The 24276-nt window shown below is 51.6% G+C and carries 22 protein-coding genes; 12 read left to right on the top strand and 10 right to left on the bottom strand.

Annotated features, from left to right (window positions below):
• Complete coding sequence (locus Q9O24_08375; GenBank protein MDQ7075148.1) at positions 1-525, top strand: hypothetical protein; 525 nt, start codon at positions 1-3, stop codon at positions 523-525.
• A gap of 66 nt (positions 526-591) precedes the next feature.
• Entirely contained in the window at positions 592-921 is a 330-nt protein-coding gene (locus Q9O24_08380) for a hypothetical protein (protein MDQ7075149.1), read from the top strand.
• Positions 922-927: 6 nt separating this feature from the next.
• Here the strand turns inward: Q9O24_08380 and Q9O24_08385 are convergent, their stop codons facing one another.
• Positions 928-1938, bottom strand: a complete 1011-nt coding sequence (locus Q9O24_08385; protein ID MDQ7075150.1) for an OmpA family protein — start codon at positions 1936-1938, stop codon at positions 928-930.
• Positions 1939-2179: 241 nt separating this feature from the next.
• On the opposite strand from Q9O24_08385, the gene Q9O24_08390 reads away from it, so the two are divergent.
• The 3 genes from Q9O24_08390 (at position 2180) to Q9O24_08400 (ending at position 4405) form a co-directional block, all read left to right on the top strand.
• Positions 2180-2536, top strand: a complete 357-nt coding sequence (locus Q9O24_08390) for a hypothetical protein (protein MDQ7075151.1) — start codon at positions 2180-2182, stop codon at positions 2534-2536.
• Positions 2537-2636: 100 nt separating this feature from the next.
• Positions 2637-3041, top strand: coding sequence for a DUF2914 domain-containing protein (locus tag Q9O24_08395; GenBank protein ID MDQ7075152.1), 405 nt, complete (start codon positions 2637-2639; stop codon positions 3039-3041).
• Positions 3042-3118: 77 nt separating this feature from the next.
• Positions 3119-4405: an HDOD domain-containing protein gene (locus Q9O24_08400; protein ID MDQ7075153.1), complete on the top strand. Its 1287-nt coding sequence runs from the start codon at positions 3119-3121 to the stop codon at positions 4403-4405.
• 54 nt (positions 4406-4459) lie between these two features.
• Here the strand turns inward: Q9O24_08400 and Q9O24_08405 are convergent, their stop codons facing one another.
• From Q9O24_08405 to Q9O24_08440, 8 genes are all read right to left on the bottom strand, one after another.
• Complete coding sequence (locus Q9O24_08405; GenBank protein MDQ7075154.1) at positions 4460-4729, bottom strand: hypothetical protein; 270 nt, start codon at positions 4727-4729, stop codon at positions 4460-4462.
• A 1-nt stretch (position 4730) separates the two neighbouring features.
• Complete coding sequence (locus Q9O24_08410; GenBank protein ID MDQ7075155.1) at positions 4731-6002, bottom strand: nitronate monooxygenase; 1272 nt, start codon at positions 6000-6002, stop codon at positions 4731-4733.
• A 124-nt stretch (positions 6003-6126) separates the two neighbouring features.
• Complete coding sequence (locus Q9O24_08415) at positions 6127-8016, bottom strand: ATP-binding cassette domain-containing protein (GenBank protein MDQ7075156.1); 1890 nt, start codon at positions 8014-8016, stop codon at positions 6127-6129.
• A gap of 143 nt (positions 8017-8159) precedes the next feature.
• Positions 8160-8351, bottom strand: coding sequence for a hypothetical protein (locus Q9O24_08420; protein ID MDQ7075157.1), 192 nt, complete (start codon positions 8349-8351; stop codon positions 8160-8162).
• Between the two features lie 295 nt (positions 8352-8646).
• A complete protein-coding gene (locus Q9O24_08425) occupies positions 8647-8889 on the bottom strand; it encodes a BolA/IbaG family iron-sulfur metabolism protein (protein MDQ7075158.1) in 243 nt (80 codons plus the stop codon).
• 140 nt (positions 8890-9029) lie between these two features.
• The gene (locus Q9O24_08430; protein ID MDQ7075159.1) at positions 9030-9863 is read right to left on the bottom strand and encodes an NYN domain-containing protein; all 834 of its coding nucleotides are present in this window, start codon (positions 9861-9863) and stop codon (positions 9030-9032) included.
• 208 nt (positions 9864-10071) lie between these two features.
• Complete coding sequence (locus tag Q9O24_08435; protein MDQ7075160.1) at positions 10072-11058, bottom strand: hypothetical protein; 987 nt, start codon at positions 11056-11058, stop codon at positions 10072-10074.
• Complete coding sequence (locus Q9O24_08440) at positions 11055-12425, bottom strand: metallophosphoesterase (protein ID MDQ7075161.1); 1371 nt, start codon at positions 12423-12425, stop codon at positions 11055-11057. Before Q9O24_08440 ends, Q9O24_08435 begins: the two co-directional genes overlap by 4 nt.
• A 253-nt stretch (positions 12426-12678) precedes the next feature.
• Between Q9O24_08440 and Q9O24_08445 the strand changes: the two genes are divergently transcribed.
• The 5 genes from Q9O24_08445 (at position 12679) to cobW (ending at position 18692) form a co-directional block, all read left to right on the top strand.
• On the top strand, positions 12679-14544 hold the full coding sequence (locus Q9O24_08445; GenBank protein ID MDQ7075162.1) for a hypothetical protein: 1866 nt from the start codon (positions 12679-12681) through the stop codon (positions 14542-14544).
• Positions 14545-14684: 140 nt separating this feature from the next.
• The gene (locus Q9O24_08450) at positions 14685-15911 is read left to right on the top strand and encodes an aminotransferase class I/II-fold pyridoxal phosphate-dependent enzyme (protein MDQ7075163.1); all 1227 of its coding nucleotides are present in this window, start codon (positions 14685-14687) and stop codon (positions 15909-15911) included.
• A gap of 163 nt (positions 15912-16074) precedes the next feature.
• Positions 16075-17169: an AmmeMemoRadiSam system radical SAM enzyme gene (amrS, locus tag Q9O24_08455; GenBank protein MDQ7075164.1), complete on the top strand. Its 1095-nt coding sequence runs from the start codon at positions 16075-16077 to the stop codon at positions 17167-17169.
• A gap of 80 nt (positions 17170-17249) precedes the next feature.
• Positions 17250-17531, top strand: a complete 282-nt coding sequence (locus Q9O24_08460) for an oxidative damage protection protein (GenBank protein ID MDQ7075165.1) — start codon at positions 17250-17252, stop codon at positions 17529-17531.
• 84 nt (positions 17532-17615) lie between these two features.
• The gene (gene cobW, locus Q9O24_08465) at positions 17616-18692 is read left to right on the top strand and encodes a cobalamin biosynthesis protein CobW (GenBank protein ID MDQ7075166.1); all 1077 of its coding nucleotides are present in this window, start codon (positions 17616-17618) and stop codon (positions 18690-18692) included.
• Between the two features lie 41 nt (positions 18693-18733).
• Here the strand turns inward: cobW and rne are convergent, their stop codons facing one another.
• A complete protein-coding gene (rne, locus tag Q9O24_08470) occupies positions 18734-22093 on the bottom strand; it encodes a ribonuclease E (protein ID MDQ7075167.1) in 3360 nt (1119 codons plus the stop codon).
• A gap of 549 nt (positions 22094-22642) precedes the next feature.
• On the opposite strand from rne, the gene rluC reads away from it, so the two are divergent.
• Together rluC and Q9O24_08480 are read left to right on the top strand one after the other, a co-directional pair.
• Positions 22643-23578 carry a 23S rRNA pseudouridine(955/2504/2580) synthase RluC gene (gene rluC, locus Q9O24_08475; protein ID MDQ7075168.1) on the top strand — a complete coding sequence of 312 codons (936 nt, stop codon included), beginning with the start codon at positions 22643-22645 and terminating at the stop codon, positions 23576-23578.
• 6 nt (positions 23579-23584) lie between these two features.
• Positions 23585-24265 (top strand): HAD-IA family hydrolase, encoded by a 681-nt coding sequence (locus Q9O24_08480; GenBank protein MDQ7075169.1) that lies wholly within the window; start codon positions 23585-23587, stop codon positions 24263-24265.
• Positions 24266-24276 lie beyond the last annotated feature (11 nt).

A 24276-nucleotide genomic window follows, 5' to 3' on the forward strand; every position in this document is an offset into this window, starting at 1 on the left:
ATGAGAGCTGTTTATGGCCTGTTGCTGCTGGTCTGTTCACTGGCGCAAGCGGAGATTAATTACGACCTGACCCCGATCTCGTTGCAGGCTCAGATTGAAAAACAGGGCGCAAAACCGCTGCTGGAAGCGCTGTTTGCCGATCACACGGCGATGAATATTGTCCTGTTGTCGATGGATTCCGGTACACCGGAGTGGTTGGCGCTGGCCAAGGTGTTTGCTGAGGTGGCAGAGGGACAGAATCGCGCCATGATCGGCATGGCGGTGGGTGAGGCGTTGCAGTGGCAACCGGCAGCGGTGTTGGCGTGGCAACAAGATCTGTTTCCATTGCCCAAATTGTGCGGTCTGCAAGGGCTGTACGAGTGGCGCACGATGTCGCGCCAGTTGGCGCTGGTGGCGTTGCAGCGGCGTGAGGCGGCGGTGACATTGGTGGATGATGAGGCGTTGCGGGCAAAACGCTCGCTCTGTTTAATGAGTTTGGCGCAGGCCAAGGATCAGGCATTAAAATTGTTAAATAATCGTCCGTGAGGTGCGATGTATTGTAGGGGCAGATTCTATATCTGCCCTGATTAAATATCTTAAAGGAGTTGAACGATGAAAAACGTATGGATGGTGTTGTTGTTATTACCCGCTTTGCTCATGGCGGCAGAGGAAGAAGAGCTGCTGTTGGACGAGGATATGTTATTGGAAGAGGAGGTGCTGCCCGAGCGGGTCTGTCAGCCGGAGGTGCTGCGGGTGACGGGCAAAATGGCGCGCTCCAAAGAGGCGGGGCAGTTTCATGCGGTGCGCGCTTGGAGCCACAAGGCGAAAAGTAAATACGGCAAAAAATATTCGTGGTTTAAAGCCGAACGGGAGCCGGATACGGGCTGTGAACAGAACGAGGGGCATTGGCGCTGCACCGTGGCGGCTCGCGCTTGCGAGTGAGCGGCTCTAGTTGAGGCGTTTTAATTCGACTCGGCGGTTTTTGGCGCGCCCCGTTTCGCTGTGGTTGTCTGCCAATGGGCGACTTTTGCCGTAACCTTGGGCTATGAGTGGGCTGCTGACGCCTTGTTGGCGCAGGTATCTGAGCACACTCTCTGCCCGTCGTTGGGATAACTCTATGTTGTACTCTTGGTTGCCCTTGGCATCGGTGTGACCAGCGATCTCTAAACTGAGGTCGGGGTGTTTGAGCAGGGTGACGGAGAGACGATTGAGGATGAGTAGGGAGTCTCGGGTCAGCTCGGCTGAGTCGTGGTGAAAGTTGACCCCTTTGAGGTGGATGGCGATTTTGATGGGGCAACCAATCTCATCAACGGGGGTGTTGGGCGGTGTGGCGCGACAGAGATCACGGCTGTTGGAAACGCCGTCGTTGTCATTGTCTCGTTCGCGGTAACGAATGACGAAGGTGAGGTCGTTGACCTTTTCGGCAAAGAAGGTGAGGGTGCTTTTGCGTTTGACCCAGTTGCCGGGGCGATTGCTGCGGTAGTCGATCAGTTCCAGATTGGCGGGCAGCAGCCAAGCGTAGTTAAAGCGGTCGTAATTGCCCGGTTCGTGCCACATGCCGTAGTGGCCATCGGGGCGGGTGTAGCCGTCCCAACTGCGGTAGGTCATTACGCCTTGGGTATCTTGAGTTAATTCGCTGCGGCTGAATTTGCCCGGATGAATGATGGTGTAACTGCCTTGGTTGAAGGTCAGGATGTTGTTTTTTGGGTCGCTGCTGCTGTCCCACTCAAATTCGTTAGGGTCAACGTAGCTGAGGTCGTTGGGTTGTAATGTTTTGTCTACATGAAAACGGTGGCGCTTAAAGTCGGAGCGAATTACCCGTTGGCGCAGGAAGTTATGGCCGTCCGGCTCCAGAAAGATCAGGGTTTCGCTGACCACTTGAGCCTGTGCATTGCCGTTGAGCAGTAACGTTGCGATGAGGGTCAAGAGGGTGAGGATTGGGTGGCCTAATTTTGGCATTGTTTGTTCTCCGCAGCGTTTTGGTCTGGTGCGCCAGTATCCTGTTTTGTTGAGGGTTATTCAACTTTTGGGCTGATTTGTGGCGCGATGTCAGAAAAATGTCGATTCGATCAAACAATGCGGCATTTGGCCTTCGAATCTGTGAACTGCTTCCCTTTCCTGTGCGGAGCGTTTGCTAAATTACACCTCAACGGCGGGGACGACTCGCAACGAAGCTTATTTAAGACAGAGGTAGAGACTGATGAAAAACAACAAAAATAAAAAAGCAGCCCTCGATTTTAACGAAACAGTGCCACTGGTCTTTTTCTGGTTGGCGGGCATGGTTGGCATGGCCTTCATCGCTTTTAACGCGATGGGCGTTGATATGAGCGGCTGGAACTTGATGAGCTTGGACTTTTTGGTGACCGGCATGGTGTGGAAACTGGCGGTTAACAAAGCGTCGCGGGTCGATAAAGTCTTGAAAGAGTGCTACAACGAAGTGGCGCGTCGCAGCAAAGCAAAATTGGGTTACGGTTCGTATGACCTGTTGAGCAAACAGCAGAGTCGTTTTTCCTCTATGGTGCAACGCAGCTTTCCTTCTTGCCCCGTGGCGTACTGAGCGGCATAATCTGAGTCGATTTTCGTTTTAACGGCCTGCCAAGGTTTCTTGGCAGGCCGTTTTTGTGTGGTGTGGGTTTTGTCCAGGGGTAGGATTTTTTATGCTTCGTTTCGTGATGTTTTTCGCTGTTTCGCTGGTTTTATCCCCAAGTTTGCTCATCGCTGCGGAACCGGCTGACGCAAAGGTGATGCGGGCGATTTTTACCCCAGGTGTGAAAGATTTTGAGCCGATGGGCAGCAGTGACTATTTTTATACCACCTGTGCGCAGCTCTACTTTTTCACTGAGTTGTATGGTTTCAAAGGTCAGGTGTTAAAACACCGCTGGTTTTACAACGATAAGATGGTCTCTGAGGTGAAAGTAACCGTGCGTTCACATTTGTGGCGCGCCTCTACTAAGAAGAGTTTGCCAAAAAGTTGGGTCGGTGATTGGCGGGCTGAGGTGCTGAACGCTGCGGGGGTGGTGTTGGCGAGCAAACATTTTGAGTATCGAAACCTGCCTTATTGATGTTCTTAGAGGTAAAGAAAGTTCTATTTTGGCCGCGATATGAGCTGTAGGTTGCCCAACCTCGTGAGGGTCTCATATTGGCACAGAATCAAGCCGACACCGGTTGCGCGGCTCAATCCATCAATCCCGTATCACTGAGTTTTTTTCAGCCTCTGCAAGCATTGTCTGAGAGGATGCTTGAAGAGGTGATGGCGCGTGGGCAACTGCTTAATTATTCCGCTCATCGCCGCCTTCTCATCGAGGGTCGTCAGTCTCGTTATTCGGTTTTCCTGTTGGCCGGTGAATTGCGTTTTGATGATCCTCTCGGGGGATCGCTGTTGATCGTCAGTGGCAGTGACAGTGCGCGTCATTGCCTCTGTGATCGAGCGGACAAAGACACCATGTTGACCTCACTCAATGATGTGCAGCTGCTACGGGTCAATAAAGCCTTTTTGGAAAAACTGACCGGCGAATCGCACTCTTTGGGTAAGATTGAAGTTGAAGAGCTGACTGAAGATGACCCTCTGTACGCAAATCGTCTGCTGTTTGATGTGTATCACCAATACATGAGAGATGATCTGGCCATTCCCAGCTTGCCTGGTTTGGCTCTGCGGGTACGTAAAGCGGTGTTGGATCCTGAGATCGCTTTGAGTGAGGTGGCTATTCTGGTGCAATCCGATCCGGCCATTGCCAGCGGTCTGATTCAGGCCACCAACAGCGTGTTGAATCGTGGCGTGGTGGCGGTGGCGGACTGCCAAGGAGCGGTGGCACGTTTGGGTCTCAATACCACTCGCGATCTGGTCACCAGCTTTGCCTTACACAGTTTGTTTCGCGCTAAAACTCCGTCGGTAAAAAAGCGCATGTTGGCGCTGTGGAAACACAGCACGTCGGTGGCGGCGATCAGTGCGGTGATTGCCCGTTCGGTACCGCGTTTAAACCCAGATCGTGCGTTGTTGGCGGGTTTGACTCACGACATTGGGATATTGGTGCTGCTGGCGCTGATTGATAAGTTGGGTACGGATAATTTTGATCCCAATTTGGTGGACAGTACGTTGGCGACGTTGCGTGCTCAAGTGGGGGCAATGGTGCTGAGGAAATGGAAGTTGGGTGACGACCTGGTGCAGGTGGCGCTGGAGTCCGATGAGTGGATGCGCGATACGAAAAAAATTGATTATTGTGATGTGGTGTTGGTGGCGCAGTTGCACAGTTTTGTCGGTACACCTGAGCAAAAAAAGTATCCGCGTTTGGTGGAGGTACCGGCGTTTAAAAAGCTGCCACTGAGCGATAAAGGCCCAAAAGAGAGTTTGAAGGTGTTGCACCGTGCCCAAGAAGACATTGTGCAGATGCGGCAGCTGTTGATGGGCAAAAAAAGCGGACGTATTTAGTCGGCCTCTTCTAATCCTTGGGTGTGGGTTTCGTTGATCTGGCTGAGCAGAAATTTAAACGGCAACATGCTGATGTGGGTGCTGGTTAACCAGCGGCATCATGGCCAGATCTTGGCCAGAAAATTGGTAGCTGCCTTCTTCCATAGCGCTCTGTAGTGTTTTGATCTCATGTTCAATGGGATCAAGCAAGGGGATTGAAGAGGACATGGATTCGCTGTCAAACTCAATCGCTGCGCGCAGATCATCTACTTCATAGCGTGCTTGCTTGAGCATCTCTGCATAGGCCGCCATGCTGGTGGCACGTCTGATTTGGGTCTTCATCATCTTAGTTGGCATCCACTGGATCGGTTTCACGCTCGGGTAGGCTGATCTCGTGATTGACGCTGAACTGGTAATCTTTAAAGATGTGTTCGGCGGTCAAAATCTGGTAGCTGCCATCGGCGCGTTGATGGGTGGTGTCCTTGAGGCGGTAGGTGTATTGGCCGCAGGTCCAGCACTGGAATTTACGCATGTGGGTACAGAGGCAGGTTTTGTCAGGAATCACCACTTTGCGTGCGTCGGGGTGCAGTTCCACTTCACGATTGTAAGCGTCGATGTAGGCACATTTGCCGTTGCGATCCAGTAGGTAGCCGTAGGATTCGCAATTAGGGCGGATGCTGGAGCGAGTCGCAGGGCAGGATTTGATCATCCGCATCGGGTAGCCGGTGGGAGAGAGCAGATTGACTTCAATGTCTTCTTCATTGGCTTTGAAGTATTCTTGCTGCACTTTTTCCGGCAGGCCGCATTCGTGGGCGACGGTGAAGCGGGTGGCGACTTGTACTGCTGCTGCGCCCATCTCCATGTACTCCACCGCATCGGTACCGGTGAAGATGCCACCGGCAGGGATGACGGGGATGTTCAGACCTTCGTCGGCGAGAAATTTCATCACATCGGCGGTGATGATTTTCAGGTCGTAGTCGGCCCAGTCGTCACCAAAACCTAAGTGACCTCCAGCCAATGGGCCTTCAACCACAACAAAGTCGGGCAGTCGTTTGAGGCGGGCTGATTTGGTCAAAAAGAGTTTCAGTGCGCGCGGTGAGGAGACGATGATGCCGATGGTGACATCACGAAAGCGGGGGTGATCTTTTACCAGAGCCATCGAACCCAGATGCAATCCAGCACTGAGGGTGATGCCGTCCACACCAGCATCCATCGCCGCGATCATGCGCGCGCGCAAGGTCTCTTTGGGGTTGTTCATCCCCAGTTTTTCCATGATATTAATGTAGATTTGACCAGAGCCTTGTTTGGCTTCCATGGTCTTGGTGACGTGCAGGCGGCTGGCTTCGGCGATTTCACCCAGATCGAACTGCACCACCGCTTTGTCGCTGTTGTTGACGTTGAATTTGTATTTTTTCAGCTTCTCTTTGACGTACGATGTTTTGTAACGTCGGTCGGTCAAAGTGGGGGTCATGGCATCTGAGATATGGCCAATGCCACCGAGACGACAGGCTTCAAGTGCTAATTCGGTTGCCGAGATGTCCACTCCCATGCCACCGACAATAAGCGGTACCAGCTCCTGGTTGCCGAGTTTCAAGCGGAAATCGTTGAGTTGTTTCATTAGTTCTCCGTGGACAGTTTGGAGCCAAGTTTTGGCCAATCTGTCAATTATGCCGCTTTGGGCGCTTTTTTGCCAAACCCCTTTTGTGATTTTTGCGGTTTGGCAGTGGTTTTGCGATTAAAAATTAGCCTTCTAGGCTTTCCCAGCGAGCATAGGCACTTTCCAGCTCAGTTTCAATCTGTTCCAGTCGTTCGGTGCTGGTGGCGCTTTGCTGCGGTTCTTGTTGATAAAAGCTCGGATCGGTCATGATCTTGTGCAGTTTTGCTTGTTCTTGCTCCAGTGTTTCGATCTGTTTGGTGAGCTGTTTCAGCTCTTGTTGATCTTTGTAACTGGGTTTATTGGCGGTTTTATTGACCACGTTTGCCGGAGCAGCCTTGGCTTTTTTTTGGCTTCTGTTTTTTTGCGGTTTTGCTGTTGTAACGGGGCGTTGGCGTAACCAGTCGTCGTAACCGCCAATGTAACCGTTGAGGCTGCCGTTGCCTTCAAACACCAAGGTGTGGGTGACGACGTTGTCGAGAAAGACTCGATCATGGCTCACCAGCAGCAGAGTGCCTTGATAATCCATCAGACGCTCTTCTAGAAGCTCCAGAGTTTCTACATCCAGATCATTGGTGGGTTCATCCATGACCAACAGGTTGCTGGGTTGAGCAAACAGACGTGCCAGCAGCAAGCGATTTCGTTCGCCGCCGGAGAGGGCTTTGACGGGGGTTCTGGCGCGTTGTGGCGAAAAGAGAAAATCTTGTAAGTAACTGATCACATGGCGCGGTTGGCCGTTGATCTCGATCATCTCGCTGCCGTGGGCGAGGTTTTCGATCACGCTCTGGGTTTCGTCCAGTTGGGCGCGCAGTTGATCAAAGTAGGCGATTTCTAGGTTAGTGCCGCATTTGATCTTGCCTTTATTGGGTTGCAGTTTGCCCAGCAGCAGGTTGATCAGAGTGGTTTTACCGCAGCCATTGGGGCCGATGATGCCGATTTTATCGCCGCGCATGAGGGTGGTGCTGGCGTTGTTGAGGATGGCTTTGTCGGCGTAGCGGTAGCTGACCTGCTCCATTTCGATGACAATCTTGCCGGAGCGTTCTGCTTGTTGCACTTGCATCTGCACTTTGCCCATTTTTTGGCGGCGGCTGCTAAACTCTTCGCGCATCTTTTTCAGCGCGCGTACACGGCCTTCGTTGCGGGTGCGGCGCGCTTTGATGCCTTGGCGAATCCAGACTTCTTCTTGTGCCATTTTTTTATCAAAGCGGGCATTTTCTTCATCTTCGGCGTGCAGGGCGGCGGCTTTTTGTTCTAGGTAAGTGTGGTAATCGCCTGGCCAGCTGGTGAGGCGGCCACGATCCAGCTCGATGATGCGGGTGGCCAATTTTTGTAAAAAGCGCCGATCATGGCTGACAAACAGCAGGGTGGTTTTGAGACCCAAAAGCAGCTCTTCAAGCCAGTTGATGGCTTCGATGTCGAGGTGGTTGGTGGGTTCGTCAAGCAGCAGCAGATCCGGCTCTTGTACCAGTGCTTGTGCCATCAGCACACGGCGTTTTAGTCCTCCAGAGAGAGAATCAAAGGCGCTTTCGGCAGGCAGCTTGAGGCGTGAGATAACGCTGTCGATCTGCTGCTGAAATTGCCAGCCGCCTTTGGCTTCCAGTTGGTGCTGGGTCTCTTCGAGGTCTTTCATCAAGGCATCACTGCTGTCGTGCATCAGTTGAGCACTGAGGTGTTGATAACGTGCCAGCAGTGCGCCTGCTTCGCCGAGACCTTCTGCCACCACATCAAAGACGCTGCCGTCAGTGTTACTGGGGACTTCTTGATTGAGGCGGGCAATGCGCAGTTGTTGACGGGTTTGACGTTCGCCTTCATCGGCTTTGAATTCGCCGCTGATGAGTTTCATCAGGGTGGATTTGCCGGTGCCGTTGCGTCCGATCAAGCAGAGGCGTTCACCGGCGTGAATGCTGAGGTTGAGGTTTTCCAATAGAGGTGCGCCACCGAATCCGGCGGTGATTGATTTGAGCTGTAACAGGGGCATGACGATCTCGATAACTAAAAGGGCAAGGCGAAACGACGCTAGGGTAGCGAGTTAGGGCAGGACTGAAAAGGGTTTGTTTGTGTTCCCAAGTGGGTTGCGCGCAGAAAAGCGCGCGAGAACGTCTGTTTTAGAGCGAAACTGCTTTAATAAAGCTCATCCCAATAGTCGATGCTTTGAGGTTTTGGCGCTTGACGTTCATGTTCGTAGGCATCAGCCCAGTCACATTCGGGTTGAACGTAAGGGCGTTCGTAACGCGCTTGCTCTTGTTGGCGTTTTTGAATAACAAGCTCCAGCGGAGCAATCTCAGCGGCGGTCTGGATTCGTGGCTTGTGCATACGTCAACTCCTTGGTTAAAAAGATAAGACTTATCTCGCTTTTGTTCTTTAATGAACTTCATCATAACAGCAAAAACTGGGATTTGACTTCACTCTTAGCAAAGCTATCGACCCCGTTGCAGAGAACTTTGAGTCACCCTTGCCTTGTAAGGTAGGGGCAATTTACCGGTTTCCAAGCCTTCGTGCTCAGTTGTGTGTTATTAAAAGCCGTTTTCTGTTCGCTTTCTATGACTTAGGTACCGGTTTAGCGTAAAAGTTTGTTCGTATATTCTTCTTAACCGTATTAGGAGTGTGTTTATTGCTGCTGTGCTTGCCACTCTTCTGGAGTGTACGCCTTGATGGTGAGGGCGTGAATGGCACCGCTGGTGATGTGTTCATTTAGGGTGGCGTAGACCAGCTGGTGTTTTTTCAGCAGGCTGAGGCCGCTGAATTGTTCGCTGATGACCACCGCTTCAAATTTGCTGCCGTCACCGGTTACGGTGGCTTTGCTGTTGTTGATACCGGCTTCAATTTGCTGGGAAAAATAGTCCATGTTCATTGTGATGTCTCATTGGCTAAAAATTAGGCGGCCATTATAGCCGTAAATCTGTTTAAGATTCGAGAGTGCTGTGTGAGTCGGGAATTTACAGGGGGGGTAAAGGAGCCGATCAGCAGATTGATCGGCTGGAACAGAGGACGTTAGCGCCCCGTAGAGTGGATCAAACGCACATTGGTGGCGATTTTACCGTTGTCTTTTTGATCGCTCTCGGCTAAGTAAAAATCAAGGATGGTTTCACGGCTGAGCAGGTCATCGACGCTGACCCCTTCGGCCAATTCGTTGGCGTGACAAAAAACGCTCTCATAAGGTGAGTTCTCTTCCCGTGAATCGGTGATCCAGAGGTTGGGGTCAAGACGTTTGATGAAGCGTAAAAAGCCGTAGCCTTTGTCGGGGAACCATTTGGTACAGACCCCACGCACGCAGGAGCCGACTTCGCCCCATTCGTTGTTGGGTTCGTAGGAGTAGGGCAGCAAGTTGGGGATCAGATACCCAGAGTAGAAGGCATCTACTTGGCGTTTCAGTTGGCGCGAGATGTTCTTAAAGGCCAGTAGCTCTACACGGCAGCCGCGATTTTGCAGTGCGGTGACGACTTGTAAGAAGTCGCCGTCACCGGTGACCAGCAAAATGGAGTCGAGGTTTTCGGCTTGCAACATGGCATCCACAGCCAAATCGAGGTCGGCGTTGGCTTTGGTGGTGACGTTGCCCTCATCGTCGGTGTAACGACGGACAAATTTGACGATGATCTTCCAGCCAAAATCACGCACCATCTGCTGATAGGCATCGGATTTTTTCTTGTATTCAATGTCCTCTTTGGCGCGGTCTTTATCAAAGGCCAGATAGGTGTTGAGTCGTAATAGGTGGCCGCCGTCACGTCCGGCAAAGTTGCGCAGTACGTCGTAACGCAGTTGATAGCCGCCATTGAGTTTAATGTTTTCAGCATCGACAAAGACGCCGACTTTTAATGCATTGCTCAAAATAGTTCCTTTCAATCTCTAAAAAATAGTATCAAAGTGGGTTTAATGGGTGTCAATGTTACCTGCTGGCTAAGCCAGATTTCGCTAATAGAGGCCGTAATGTACGTTAATCTGTTGTTGTCTGCCGCTTTTTATACTGCTCTGATTAAATCAGCCACCGCTTAAATCTCGCTTAATAGCCTGTTTTTCCTTCTGTTGTTCTCTTTGCTTAAGCGATGTTGCGTTTGTAATAACGCCGTAGCAAGAGAAGCAAAGGGATGACCAACAACCAACGATAGGCGAGTATTGGCAGGTTGTGGTAGAAGGCAAAGCTGAGAAAAAAGCCTCCGAAGACTGGCAGGCTTAGGCTGATCCAGCTTTGTGGGTTGAGTTTTCCTGTTTGATCTAAGCTGCGGTAAAACAACAGCACACCAATGGCCAGCCCCGCCAGAGCACTGTGGCTTAGATTGAGCAGATAACTGGGGACTAAGATGCAGTAGATAAAATTGCTGATCGCCGCCAGTAGAATGAGTATGTTGAAGAGGATCGAGCGCAGAAACAGCATGCTCAGGGCGATGGCCAGTAGGGCAACGGTAAAGTGCAGCGCCCATTGCTGCATCTCTTGGTAGTCCCATACGACCATGGTGAGATCGAAAATCAGCAACATTAAACTGTAACTGAGCACGGCGGAGAGTTCCGCTAGAGGTTTGAGGGTCAGCGGTTGCAGTCTTTGAACGTGTGCAAAAGGGGAGAGGGAAAAAATAAGCGCCAGCATAAAAAATCCGGCCAGAGGAGAGTACCAACTCAAACTCCAGCAAAACGCGAGGATCAATAACGCGCTAAAGAGTTGCTGGCTGCTGGGTTTTTTCAGCTGTAGCGCTGAACTGTAGGCAATAAGGTAGGAGACGATGCCAAGCAGACCGGTGAGCAGCGCTTGGCGTACTGAGTATTCGTCCCAGTGGTGTAAATGCAGTGGAGAATAGAGCAGTAGGGCGCTGAGGGTGCCGATCAAGGGCAGCAGAATCGTTACCCAAGGCTGGCTTAATTGGTGGCTACGGTTTTTTAACATGCGTTGCAGCAGCGGAATCAGCAGTAGAGGAGCCAAATAGGCGGCGCCGATGAGACCCTTAAAATTGGAACCGTAGACCCCCAAGGCAATATAGGTCAGAGGCAGATAGAGTAGGGTGAATTGCAGTGCCAGCAAGTGATGGATCACAGTTTGAGCTCTTTTTGGGTGCGCAGTTTCAGGGTGATGCGGCTGTCGGCGGGCAGATCAAATTCGATCTGATACTGTTTTTGTTTTCCTGCCGAGATGATTTGCACAATGTGGCCGTAGTTAACAGCGGAGATCTTTTGATCCGCTGGGGCGCTGAGCGTGACGGTGGCGCGTTTAAAATCTTCGTAGAGGGCGTTAATGACATTGATGCTGCCGTCGGCCTGTGTGTTGATCTGTATTTTTCCACTGGGAATGGAGCTGTCGGCATCGCGGTAACCGTCACCGTCAAAATCGGTGCTGTAGTTGCGAATTTGATTGCCCAGCATTCGCACCAAGCGGTAACCGTTGTGGGGTGGGGCGACGGCATCGGAGGGGCGTGCGCCAGCGGCAGCGGCGGTGGTGATGATGTATTTGGTGCCAGGAAAGATGTAACTCAACATCTGGCGTTCGCCTTTGTTGTTAAAAATAGCGTCGCTGTGCCAGTGTCCGGCAAACACCGCCGGTACTTGATAGTGGTTAAACTCGTTGACCAATTCGTCACGCATGCCGATTAAATTGCGCCGAAAAAACATCGGGTGGTGCATCTGTACCAAGTTAACTTGGGTGCGGTGTTGTTTTAGTTGAGCGCGCACCCAGCGGTATTGAGATTGAGTCAGTTGATCGCGTCCGTGGCTGGAGTTGAGGCTCAAAATGCTGTAATTGCCGATGTCCACCTGATGATAGGGGTAGGCAAAGGTGGCCAGATAACCGCCCCAACCTCGGTATTCGTGGTTGCCAGGCGCGACCACAACGGGGGCATCAAGTTTGGCTAAAATTTCTTTCATGCGTTGGTATTCAGGCCAGCGTCCGTTACCGGCAATGTCGCCACTGATCAAGACAAAGTCGGGGTTGATCAGGTTGATCTCCTCTATTTGCTGCAACATGCGAGTGTAGCGTTCTTCGTCACCGACAATGCCCTCTTGATCGGCCAGATGGATAAAGCGGACGTTGTTATCAAAAGAGGTTTTAATGTGTACTGCTTTAATTTGTCGATTGTATTGCTCGCCTTGGCTGAGTTGCAGGCTGTAAGCGCCGTTGTGCGCCTCGGTGGGAATGCGGACGGTTAAAATGCGCTTGGCTCCCTGTTGACGTTCGCTTTCGATGGGTAAGATTACATCGTCTTGATGCGGGCGTTGCAGCATCGCTTGCCACTGTCGTTGGCCAAAGGGTTGAGTTTGTTTAACCACGATTTCAAAGGTCTCTCCAGCTAACTGAACAGCCGGTACACCGAGGCGAGGTCTTAGAATAACAAAATCGTTGGGTTGGGTAATCCATATACCCATAGCGATTACCAGCAGTAAGGGAATAAAACGCAACAGGAGCTTCACAAGCCGTTTCTCATCAGTTTGGGGAGGGGCATTATACCCGTTCTGGCTTTAAGGGTTTTTTAGTCTTAACTTGAAAATTGGCATGAATTTTTAGAACTGGTTCACACTATTAGTATTTCCTTAAGGGTTTTAACCTAAGGGTAAGGTTTTAAACTTACCCTTCATGCTAGTTTTGTTTGCGTCTGTCGGTGTTGGCTGGTTTTCAGTTGGCATTTAGGTACGGAAACCATAAAATTTTTTAGGGAGCATGATTATGTTTACATTGAAACGATCACGACAGTTTGTTGCTTTGACTTTGGGTTGTTTGCTGAGTGGGGCTGCTTTGGCGGGCACCATCAGCACGTTTGCCGGTTCAGGTACCAATGGCCATCAGGACGGTGCTTTGAGTGTGGCGCAATTTAGTGCGCCAATGGCTTTGGCGCTGGACGGTGTCAGTAGCACCTTGTATCTGTCTGATTCTCACAGCATTCGCAGCATTCAAAATGGGGTGGTAACCACTCTGGCCGGTGACGGCACCACGGCGGTGTTTAATCTACCTTCTGATCTGGCTTTGGATAACGTCGGTAATCTCTACATCATTGATCAGAATAATCAATCACTGAAGCGTTTGGAGCTGGCCACCGGTCTGGTTACAGTGGTGCTGGATGGCACCCAGCTGACCGACCCACAAGGGGTGACGGTGGATGACACGGGCATGGTTTATGTTGCCGATGCCGGTGCCAATCAAATTTTAAAGGTGGATGTCAGTGTCACGCCTGCAACCTCTACGGTGTTGGCGCTGGATGCGGCCGCTACGGCCTTGAACAGCCCGCAGGGGTTGGCCATTAACGGTACTAAGCTGTTTGTGGCTGAGCCTTTGGCTCAGCGGGTGCGGGTGATTGATTTGAGTGCAGCTCCTGCAACCTTGTTTACTGTTGCCGGTGGCACAGGGAAGACCTTCTATAATTTTGCTAACCCTGGTATCACAGGTGCGCAAGCGAATTTGAAAACCCCCACGGACTTGGTTTTGGACAGTGCAGGCAATCTTTACATCAGTGATGTGGGGCACAATCGAGTGTTGAAGTGGGACGTTGCAACACAACTGGTGACCGTGGTTGCCGGAGTGGGCAGTTCACTGGGTGTCGGTGGTTTTTCTGGTGATGGTGGTCAGGGGCGTTTGGCTGAGATTGATTTGCCGGTCGGTTTAGCAGTGGACAGTGCGGGGGTGCTTTATTTTGCGGACAGCAACAATCAGCGTGTTCGCAGTGTGGCGAACGATATGATGGCTGTGCCGGTAACCACGACAACGACGACTGCACCAACTACAACGGGTAACGCTGCAACAGGCAGCAGTGCTACTGGACAAACACTCTATGTGGCGAGTTGTGCGAGTTGTCATGGTGCCGATCCGGTGACTAATACTCTAAAAGTTGCTAATGGCACCTCAGCGGGCATCATTACTACCCAACATGCTTTTGTGGGTGCAGCCGATGCATTGAATTTAGCTGCTTACATCAGCAGTCGTGTCGGTACGGCAACCACTCCAGTAACGGGTACAACGACAACAACTCCAGCGACGGGGACAAGCACAACAGGCAGCAGTGCTAACGGACAAGTTCTTTATGCGGCTGGGTGTGCAAATTGTCACGGTGGAGATCCGATAAACAATGGATTGAACGTTGCCAACGGCATTTCTGCATTGGTTATTACCAGTACTCACAGCTTTGTTGTATCAGCTGATGCCGTTGATTTGGCAGCCTATATCAGCAGTCGTGTTGGTACGGCAACAACGCCAGTAACGGGTACGAGCAGCGGTGGTGCTGCGCTTTATGCCAGTAAATGTGCGGGTTGTCACGGTGCAGATCCGATTAACGACCGACAAGACATTGCCAGTGGTACCTCTGCCAGTGAAATCAGCAAGCAGCACGGTACGCAGTATTCCACCAGTGCAGAGTCCACTCAGATTGCATCCTACATCAGCAGTCGGGTGTTGAGTTCAGGAGGATCGGCTGTGGATTCGGTCAGCAGTGCTTCAGGGGATGATGACGACGACGATGAAGGCTTTGGTGGCTCTACTGCGCCGATGTTGTTGCTGATGTTGCTGGGGGCTGCTGTGTTGCGCCGCCAGTTTGTTGCATAACAACCCTTTTTTATCGGTTGAATTGATGAAGCCCCGTTTTTACGGGGCTTTTTTTATGTTTTTTTGTCCCAATTAAGTGCAATGTGGCACAATGATCGGTTGGTAAATAATATTTTAACAATGAGGTTTGACTGGTTTTTATGTTTACTAAAAGTTTTGATACACCTAATCCAATTCCTGATGAGGCCATTGACGCTGCTGTGGCGCTGATGAAACACGGCATGTTGTATCGTTATGGTCATGTGGATGAGGCGCATAAAAGCGATGATGGATTGCCTGCGGATGCCAGTGAAGTTTCTAAATTAGAGCAGGTGTTTTGTGATTATACGGGGCATAAATACGCCGTTGCGGTGAACTCCTGCGGCAGTGCGATGTTTATTGCACTTAAGGCGATGGGCATCAAGCAGGGGGATAAGGTTCTCACCAACGCCTTTACCTTTACAGCCGTCCCTAGCAGCATTGTTCACGCAGGTGGGGTGCCGGTGTACGTGGAGTGTACGCGTCAATATGTGGTTGACTTGCAGAGCTTGAATGCTCAAATCGAAGCGAACCCTGATATTAACTACTTCATCTTGTCGCATATGCGAGGCCACGTTGCTGAGTTGGATAAAATCAAAACCCTCTGTGATGAGCATCATATTCGCCTTATTGAAGATTGTGCGCACGGCTTGGGCAAACGTTGGAACACCGACAACCACGGCAACAAAGAGGGGTTTGTGGGGCATCATTGTGAAATTGCCTGTTACAGCAGCCAATCACATAAAATGTTGAACTCGGGAGAGGGTGGCTTTATTGCCACCAATGACGATCAATTGGCCGCCTATTGCATCTTGGCCGCCGGTTCTTACGAACAGTTGTATAAAAAACATCTGGCCCGACCGGCGGACGATCAGTTATTTGAGGCCATCAAATTTCAGGTGCCTAATTTCAGTTTGCGGATGAACAACTTGATTGCCGCCGTGCTGCGGCCTCAGGTGGCCTTGATTGATGAACGCATTGCCTCATACAAAAATAAATATGAACGCATCATTGAGATTCTGTCGGTGTCGGTTAAATTGGATATTCCCGCACCCGTGGTGGGAACGGAGAACGTCGGTGACAGTTTGCAGTTCACCTTGCTGGGTTTTGATCAAGCTAAAAAAGAGCGCTTTATTGCTAAAACTGCTGCTCGTGGGGTGGTCATACAAATTTTTGGTACGCTGGAAAATGCTCGGGATTTTCGTAATTGGAAATACTCCTTTGAGGAGGTTCCTGCGATGCACAACACCGCTGAAATCATTTCTTACACCTGTGATTTGCGTCTGCCGTTGACCTTTACGCTGGAGGACATTGAGCAGATTGGTGCAATTATTTTAGACTCTCTGTGATGATCTGATCCTCCTAGACCGATTTCTGGTGTGGCTTGAGCCGCTGCAACAACGTTTTTTTCGTTGAGTCAGCGGCTTTTTTGTGGGTTTCTCGCTTTTAACCCAGTAGAATTGTCGGGAATTCCACTGCCGATGAGGCAGCCCTTTTTTTGGAGAGTCTGTTATGAACGTTGCCCCCCCCAACCAGAGTGATTACCAGCTGGTGGAAACCCGTCTGCAAGAGAAGTTGGACAACGGCCTGACCCGCTGCAACCTCTGTCTTTGGCACTGCAAATTGAAACACGGTCAGCGCGGGTTTTGTCAGGCGCACGTCAATCGCCACGGTACGCTTTATAACCTTTCCTACGGCATCATCTCTGCGATGGACAAAGGCCCGATTGAGGGCAAGCCGGTGCGTCATTTTCGTCCTGGTACCGAGGTGCTCTCTATTGGCAGCTACGGCTGTAATTTCCGCTGCGGTGGTTGCCATAATCTGGAGATCTCTTGGGGCGTGACGGCGCTGGATGATCTGGCCAAGGGTGAGTCCAAAGCCGCTTACGTCACCCCTGCGGAGATGGTGGCGGCGACGTTGCGCAGCGGTGCGCAGGGCATCGCCTTTACCTACTCGGAACCGGCGGTTTGGTTGGAGTACGTCTTGGATACGGCTAAACTGGCTAAAGAGGCGGGGCTGTATACGGTCTATGTCTCCAATAGTTTTGTTACCGACGAAGCACTGGAGCTGATAGCACCTTATCTGGATGTGCTTTGTTCTGACATCAAAAGCTTGAGTGATGATTTTTATCACGACATCTGTCCGACGGCCAAGGTTTCGCAGGTCTTGGGCAGCATCAAAAAAGCCGCTCAGTTGGGCATTCACGTGGAGACGCGCACCAACATCATTCCAGGTAAAAACGACGATCCAGCGGAGTTGAAAGCCATTGCTGAGTGGATTCGAGACAATTTGGGCGCTGATAGCCCGTGGCACATCACCAAATTTTTCCCTGCTTACAAGCTCTCTGATGTGCCGCCCACACCGCGCCCGATCATGCAGACCGCATACGACAATGGCCTTGCCGTGGGTTTGAACAACGTCTATCTGGAAGCAGATAAAGGCTGCGATTGTGCTGAGGGCAATTTGCCACTGGAAGCCTATTTAAGCGGTTCAGCTGAGGATTTGCATCAAGTGAAAAAGTGCGCTTCATCGGACTGTTGTGGTGATGAAGGCATCGTGCTAAAAAAATACGAACAGGTGGCGAGTATTGATGGCAAAGTTGGATAGGATGCTCGCAGTTCTTGGATTGAACGGCATAAATGGCCGTTATGCAATGGAATTTTTATTAAAGTTGAAGGTGAAATACAATGAATAAAGTCAATTGTGTGGTGTTAAAACACGAAGCAGAGGCGCTTGATAACGTGCCTCACTCTGGTGAATTAGGCATACGAATCTTTGAAAACGTCTCTAAAGAAGGTTGGCAGAAGTGGCTGGAGCGTCTGACCATGATCATCAATGAAAACGGCCTGAGCACCGCTGACCCTCGCAGTGTCGGTGTGATTGAGCAGCACATGCTGGGTTTCTTTTTTGGCGAAGGGGATATGGGGCAAACTCCTGATGGTTTCCAGGCCCCGGGCGCTAAAAAGTAAGTTTATCTTAACTGAGTAAGATTGTTTTCGTGGTGCCTGAGATAAAGGTGCGGAGGACAATATTAACGTTCTAAGGAGCAGAATATGCAATTAAATAAAATCCCTGCCACGGTGGTGACGGGGTTTCTGGGCAGTGGCAAAACCACGCTGTTGTCGCAGATGTTGAAACAGGCCAACGGCAAACGCATTGCGGTGATCGTCAATGAGTTTGGTGAGTTGGACATTGATGCCGATTTGCTGCGTAACTGCCCCTTGGAGTGCGATGAGGGTCAGGAGGGCGCTGTAACCAGTGCTAAAAATGGCATTTATGAGCTGGCCAATGGCTGCATCTGTTGCACGGTGGAAGAGGAGTTTTTGCCGGTGATGCAGGAGCTGGTGCGCCGTCGGGATGAGATCGACCATATTCTGATTGAGACCAGTGGTTTGGCGCTGCCCAAACCGTTGGTGCAGGCCTTTAATTGGCCGGAGATTAAACAGCATTGCACGGTGGATGCGGTGATCACGGTGGTGGACGGACCGGCGGTGGCAGAAGGGCGCTTTGCCGATGATGTGGAGCGGGTTGAAGCGCAGCGCCGTGCCGATGAGAGCCTTAATCACGATCCTGATCTGCAAGAGTTGTTGGATGATCAGCTCAGTGCAGCGGATTTGGTGATTGTGAGTAAAAATGATCTGTTGAACGATGCTCAGCGCAAGCAGGTGGAAAAAACCGTTTTGGCTAAGGTGTCCAGTTCGGTAAAAATCAGCTACATCAATCACGGCGAGGCGTCACTGGATGTGGTGATGGGGATCAATGCCGCAGCAGAAGAGCAGATTGAAGCGTTACACACCCATCATGATCATCATCATGCGCACGGTGGACATCATGAACACGCGCATGAAAAATTTGATTCCCATGTGTTGACCTTGGGGGTGGTGGACGGTGAAAAATTGCAGACTGTGATTAAGCAGTTATTGATTGATGAGCAGATTTATCGAGTGAAAGGGTTTGTGGCGTTGGCGAATAAACCGATGCGGCAGGTGTTGCAGGTGGTGGGTGAGCGTTTAGAGGTTCACTTTGATCGTTTGTGGCAGGCGGAAACGCCTCAGACAAAGTTGGTGTTTATTGGTAAGTCGTTGCAGCATGAGCGTTTGATGAAGGTGTTGCAACAGGCAGAACTCTAGCCGAGATTGCCTCGACTAGACCGTTTTACGGCGGAGTTAACTTACTCCGCTTTGTCGTCTTTTTTCTCTGTTTGAGGTGGGGTTGCCGTATCTAAACTTTCTGCGGGTTTGGCTTTGTACAGCCCGGCTTTGATTTCGATAACTTTTTCAGCCTTTTCAGCCTTTTCAGCCTTTTCTTTCTTAGCCTTTTTGGCTGCTCTGGCCTTTTTGGCTTTTGCAGCGGCCTCGGCTTTTGCAGCGGCCTCGGCTTTTGCAGCGGCCTCGGCTTTTGCAGCGGCCTCGGCTTTTGCAGCGGCTTCGGCTTGTGCAGCGGCCTCGGCTTGTGCAGCGGCCTCGGCTTGTGCAGCGGCCTCGGCTTGTGCAGTGGCTTCGGCTTGTGCAGTGGCTTCGGCTTGTGCAGTGGCTTCGGCTTGTGCCGTGGCTTCGGCTTGTGCCGTGGCTTCGGCTTGTGCCGTGGCTTCGGCTTGTGCCGTGGCTTCGGCTTGTGCCGTGGCTTCGGCTTGTGCCGTGGCTTCGGCTTGTGCCGTGGCTTCGGCTTGTGCCGTGGCTTCGGCTTGTGCAGCGGCTTCGGCTTGTGCAGCGGCTTGTGCTTGTGCAGCGGCTTCGGTTTTTTCGACAACTGGTTCTGCTATGGGAGCCGTTGTAGGCTGCTCTCCTTCTGAGGTGTTGTTTACGGAAGTCGTTTGTGGGGATTGCTCCGCTGCGTCAGCGTTTTTCTCCTGCACATTGCCATTATTGTCTCCGTTTGAGCTGTTTCTGCGACCGCGTGAGCGGCGGTTGCGACTCGATTTTTTTGGCTCAGAGGCAATAGGATCGACGTTGTCGTTATTCAACGGCTGCTTCTCATCCGCTGCATCATCAGTGGCGTTGTCTTGTTCTTGATGGGCTTTTTTCTTCCCTTCTTTTTCCATCGCCAGAGATCTAACCGAGCTGCTTAATTCGCTCGGTTGGCGTGCAGAGACACGGATGGGGTCGGAGGTTGGGGCGCTGGCTTTTTCTGCCTGAACGTCCGGCTCAGAAGCCGTTGGGGGTGTTTTTTCTTCTGTTTCCACAGCCGCTTGCACGGTTGGGGTGGCTGCTTGAACGGGCGCTGGAGTGGTCTCAAGCGTTTCTTGGTTTAGGTTATCTTCCTCGCTGTTCTGCTGCTGTTCTGCATCTGCGCTCTTGTTGCGATCTTGACCACTGCGACGACGGCGACCTCGACGGGTACGACGTCCGTTCGGTTTGTTGCTATTTTCTTGAACGGGTGTGTTTGTCGCCGCTGTCTCGGTTGTGGTTGCAATCGCAGTTACCTCGACCTCGTCTTGAACAACGGGAGTGGGAGGGGTGTTTTTGCTGCCTTTCTGCTGTGCTTCTTGAGCCGCAGCTGCTTTGCTACGCAACAAATTTTGCGCTTGTTGACGGTCATCGCTGGGTGGGGGCATCTGGCCGCGTTTACCACGGCTGTTTTCACTTCGGCCACCGTCTGCGTTGCGTGCGGGTGGTCGACCTTCGTTGTTGCGACCCTCACGGCGGCGACTTTGGTTTGGACGACCGTTGTTACGACCTCGACGTTGCGGTGAACTGCGTTGTGGTCGTGCAGCCGGAGCCGTTGGCGCTTCAGTCGTGGTTGGAGTGCTTTCGGCTGGTGTTGTTTCGCTGCCGACCAGAGCTGTCCAGAGACGGCTGATTACTCCAGGTGGTGGAGAGTTTGCCGCCGGAGGAGCTGCCACTGGAGTGGGCACGGTTGCTGGCGTTGGCGCGACTGGAGCAGGTGCAGGTGCAGGTGTTGGAGCCGGAGCTGGGGCAGGCAGTTCTGGAGAAACGCCTTTGACTGCCGGTTGCTCAACGGGCGGTTTGGGCGCTTCGTTGGCGCTCGGTTGGTAGGTTTCCCGTTTAATGTCGGCCAATTCATGGCTCGATTTGCCATCACTGACGTGTTCGCCTTCGTTTTGGCGAATGCGTTCGACAGAGTAGTGAGGCGTCTCCATATCGGGATTGGGAACGACCATTAGACGAGAGTTATTGCGTTTTTCAATCTCGGCAATTTGATCGCGCTTTTCATTTAGCAGATAGGTTGCTACTGAGATTGGCATCTGGGCAATGACGCGGGCGGTGTTTTCCTTCATGGTCTCTTCGTCCATGAGGCGCAAAATGGCCAACGCTAAGGATTCAACGTCGCGGATGGTGCCGTGACCGCTGCAACGGGGACAGGTCATTTCGGAGCCTTCGCCCAAAGAGGGGCGCAGCCGTTGGCGTGACATCTCTAACAAACCGAAACGGGAGATGCGACCAATCTGTACCCGTGCTCGATCCAGTTGCAGTGCGTCTTTAATGCGGCTCTCAACGGCACGTTGGTTTTTGTTGTTCATCATGTCGATAAAATCAATCACCACCAAGCCACCCAAGTCACGTAACCGCAGTTGGCGGGCAATTTCGTCCGCCGCTTCGAGGTTGGTGTTGGTGGCGGTTTCTTCGATGTCTGCGCCTTTGGTGGCACGGGCGGAGTTGATGTCAATGGCGATCAATGCTTCGGTGTGGTCGATAACAATGGCACCGCCGGAGGGAAGACTGACTTCGCGTTGGAAGACCGATTCGATTTGAGTTTCGATCTGAAAGCGGTTGAAGAGCGGAATGCTGTCGTCGTAGAACTTCAGTTTGCGTAGATTGTGAGGCATGCACTGTTCAACAAATTCACGCGCTTGATCGTAAGTGGCGGGGTGATCAATGAGAATTTCACTGATTTCTTTGCGGAAATGATCCCGTAAGGCGCGAATAATGACGTTGCTTTCTTGATAAATCAGAAAGGGGGCGCTGGCCTCTTCGGAGGCTTTATGGATTGAGTTCCAGATTTCCATCTGGTAGTTCAGGTCCCACTGCAACTCTTCACCGGTGCGACCGACTCCGGCGGTACGAACGATGGTGCCCATGCCTTCGGGGATGTCCATTTGCGCCATGGCTTGACGCAGATCGGAGCGTTCTTTGCCTTCAATGCGACGGGAGATGCCGCCAGCACGGGGGTTGTTGGGCATCAGGACGAGATAACGCCCAGCGAGGCTGATAAAGGTGGTGAGAGCTGCGCCTTTGTTGCCGCGCTCCTCTTTTTCCACCTGTACGACCAGCTCTTGGCCTTCTTTAATGCCGTCTTTGACCGCAGGGCGACCGCTGCCTTTGAGGGCTTCAGGCGAGAGGTAGCTGCGTGCGACTTCTTTAAAGGGCAAAAAGCCGTGGCGTTCGGCACCGTAGTCCACAAACACCGCTTCCAAGCTGGGTTCGATGCGGGTGATGACCGCTTTGTAGATGTTGGACTTTTTCTGTTCTCGTGAGCAGTGTTCGATGTCGAGGTTGTCGAGTTTTTGGCCATCGACGATGGCGACACGCAACTCTTCTTGTTGCGTGGCATTGATGAGCATTCTTTTCATGGGTTTTACGATCCGTTGGACACCGTAAACGATCAGTCAGGGCGGTCGCCAAAGCGGAAAAATCCGCTGATACATTCTCTCGTGCTGAGTTGAATGGGCGCAGCGCAACGTTTGCCACGGGCAGCAGAAAACCACCGAGGAGGCAAAAGGACCAAAGCGTGAAGGCGTCGTAAAAATTCATCATAAAAATCACCGGTTTGAAACGGTGTACGTTGTTATTGGCAGGCTCCATTGGCTGGAGAGTGCTGAAAATCGGTTCTGTTTCGTGGAGCTAACCATGCACGGTTGGCTCCAAAAGCGAAGTTTTTTCCTGCATACGTTAATCTATGCCAAAGTACGCAGAGGAATCAGGGGGGTAACTCGGCCTATTGATTTGGCTTGTTTTCGAGTTTTAGCTGCATCGAATGACAAGCTTATAATAATTGTGACCCACTGAAGACGCTACTGCGTCTGTTTTAGCCAATACACGATTGGATAAAATCCACAGTGGACTATATCAGTGATAACAAAATGCTTCAAACCTCTGTGTGAATTGTTATCATCCGCGTCATGGAAAACAGTCAACCTTCAGCAACGGTTCGTTTGCTTCAAATCGATGCAAATAATGCCGGTCAGCGTATTGATAACTTTTTGCTCACGGAGTTGAAAGGCGTACCCAAAAGTCGCATCTACCGTATTTTGCGTAAGGGAGAGGTGCGGGTGAACGGTGGGCGCATAAAGCCGACCTATCGTTTGCAGTTAGAGGATAAAGTGCGCATTCCGCCGGTGAGAATTGAAGAGCGCAAAAAGGGTGAGGTGCCGTACTCTATGCAAGTACAGCTTAAAGAGGCGGTGTTGTACGAAGATGAGCGTTTTTTAGTTCTAAACAAACCCTCGGGCATGGCGGTTCATGCGGGTAGTGGCATTGAGTTTGGGGTCATTGAGGTGTTACGTTCGTTGCGAGACGAGGGCGATTTTTTGGAGCTGGTGCATCGTCTGGATCGTGACACCAGTGGTTGTCTATTGATTGCCAAAGAGCGTGAGACTTTGTTGAGTCTGAATGAAAAGCTCAAAGGCGATGGGGTTGAAAAACATTATTTGGCCTTGCTACAAGGTGCTTGGCAGGGGGGGATTAAGACCATTGACGCGCCGTTGCAGAAAAACAGCGTGCGCGGCGGTGAACGCATGGTGATGGTCTCGGCGGAGGGCAAAGAGGCGTTGAGCTTTTTTAAACCGCTGCGCCGTTTTGAGCAGGCGACGTTGGTGGATGTGGAGATTAAAACCGGTCGCACTCACCAAATTCGGGTTCATGCGACTCATTTTGGCCAGCCTCTGGCGGGTGATCAAAAATACGGCAACAGGGGGTTTAACCGTCAACTGAAAAAGTTGGGTTTGAAACGACTCTTTTTGCATGCGGAGCGTTTGAGTTTTACCTTGTACAAACCGTTTGAGTTTCGTGCGCCATTACCCGATGCGCTGGAACGTCTGTTAAATAAATTGGATTAAGAATGTATGGCCGATTATAAATTATTGGTGTTTGATTGGGACGGTACGTTGATGGATTCGCAAGCGTTGATCATCTCCTCGATGCAGGCGGCCATCGCCGATGCGGGTGGAGAAGTGCGCAGCGATGCACAGGTGCGCAACATCATCGGTTTGGGTCTCAAAGAGGCGATTCAAGCGTTGTTTCCACAGCAGAGCGGCGTGTTTGTGCAGGCGGTGCGGGACGCGTATCGTGAGCAGTTTTTTCATCAGAATCAAACGCCATCAAGGCTGTTTCCGGGTGTGCGGGCGGTTTTGGACGAACTGCTGGAAGAGGGCTACTGGTTGGCAGTGGCCACCGGCAAAGGCACAGCGGGTCTGCGTAAAGTGTTGGCGGAAACGGAGATGAAAGGGCTGTTTCACGCCACCCGCACCGCTGAGGAGACCTGTTCCAAGCCCGATCCCATGATGTTGTTTGAGTTGATGCAGGAGTTGGATTTCCGCCCTGATGAGACCTTGTTAATTGGCGATACGGAGTACGACTTGAATATGGCGCGGGCGGCCAAAGTGGATGGGCTAGGTGTGGCGTGTGGCGCACATGAGGTGGATCGTCTCTGGGATTGTAAGCCTGTGGGTGTGTTGCAGGATGTGCGTGCGTTGCCCGCGTGGTTGCAGACCTTGGGTGCGGCAGGCTGCGAAAGCGGCTGCTGAACTGGATTAAA

The organism is Gammaproteobacteria bacterium (genome assembly GCA_030949385.1).
Lineage (GTDB): Bacteria > Pseudomonadota > Gammaproteobacteria > JAUZRS01 > JAUZRS01 > JAUZRS01.

Excerpts from the sequence above, each read along its gene's own strand:
- Q9O24_08395 (MDQ7075152.1), top strand. The coding sequence starts at position 2,637 with ATGCTTCGTTTCGTGATGTTTTTCGCTGTTTCGCTGGTTTTATCCCCA.
- Q9O24_08405 (MDQ7075154.1), bottom strand. The coding sequence starts at position 4,729 with ATGATGAAGACCCAAATCAGACGTGCCACCAGCATGGCGGCCTATGCA.
- Q9O24_08390 (MDQ7075151.1), top strand. The coding sequence starts at position 2,180 with ATGAAAAACAACAAAAATAAAAAAGCAGCCCTCGATTTTAACGAAACA.
- cobW (MDQ7075166.1), top strand. The coding sequence starts at position 17,616 with ATGCAATTAAATAAAATCCCTGCCACGGTGGTGACGGGGTTTCTGGGC.
- rne (MDQ7075167.1), bottom strand. The coding sequence starts at position 22,093 with ATGAAAAGAATGCTCATCAATGCCACGCAACAAGAAGAGTTGCGTGTC.
- Q9O24_08375 (MDQ7075148.1), top strand. The coding sequence starts at position 1 with ATGAGAGCTGTTTATGGCCTGTTGCTGCTGGTCTGTTCACTGGCGCAA.
- Q9O24_08410 (MDQ7075155.1), bottom strand. The coding sequence starts at position 6,002 with ATGAAACAACTCAACGATTTCCGCTTGAAACTCGGCAACCAGGAGCTG.
- Q9O24_08380 (MDQ7075149.1), top strand. The coding sequence starts at position 592 with ATGAAAAACGTATGGATGGTGTTGTTGTTATTACCCGCTTTGCTCATG.
- rluC (MDQ7075168.1), top strand. The coding sequence starts at position 22,643 with ATGGAAAACAGTCAACCTTCAGCAACGGTTCGTTTGCTTCAAATCGAT.
- Q9O24_08420 (MDQ7075157.1), bottom strand. The coding sequence starts at position 8,351 with ATGCACAAGCCACGAATCCAGACCGCCGCTGAGATTGCTCCGCTGGAG.
- Q9O24_08385 (MDQ7075150.1), bottom strand. The coding sequence starts at position 1,938 with ATGCCAAAATTAGGCCACCCAATCCTCACCCTCTTGACCCTCATCGCA.
- Q9O24_08415 (MDQ7075156.1), bottom strand. The coding sequence starts at position 8,016 with ATGCCCCTGTTACAGCTCAAATCAATCACCGCCGGATTCGGTGGCGCA.
- Q9O24_08460 (MDQ7075165.1), top strand. The coding sequence starts at position 17,250 with ATGAATAAAGTCAATTGTGTGGTGTTAAAACACGAAGCAGAGGCGCTT.
- amrS (MDQ7075164.1), top strand. The coding sequence starts at position 16,075 with ATGAACGTTGCCCCCCCCAACCAGAGTGATTACCAGCTGGTGGAAACC.
- Q9O24_08450 (MDQ7075163.1), top strand. The coding sequence starts at position 14,685 with ATGTTTACTAAAAGTTTTGATACACCTAATCCAATTCCTGATGAGGCC.
- Q9O24_08480 (MDQ7075169.1), top strand. The coding sequence starts at position 23,585 with ATGGCCGATTATAAATTATTGGTGTTTGATTGGGACGGTACGTTGATG.
- Q9O24_08425 (MDQ7075158.1), bottom strand. The coding sequence starts at position 8,889 with ATGAACATGGACTATTTTTCCCAGCAAATTGAAGCCGGTATCAACAAC.
- Q9O24_08445 (MDQ7075162.1), top strand. The coding sequence starts at position 12,679 with ATGTTTACATTGAAACGATCACGACAGTTTGTTGCTTTGACTTTGGGT.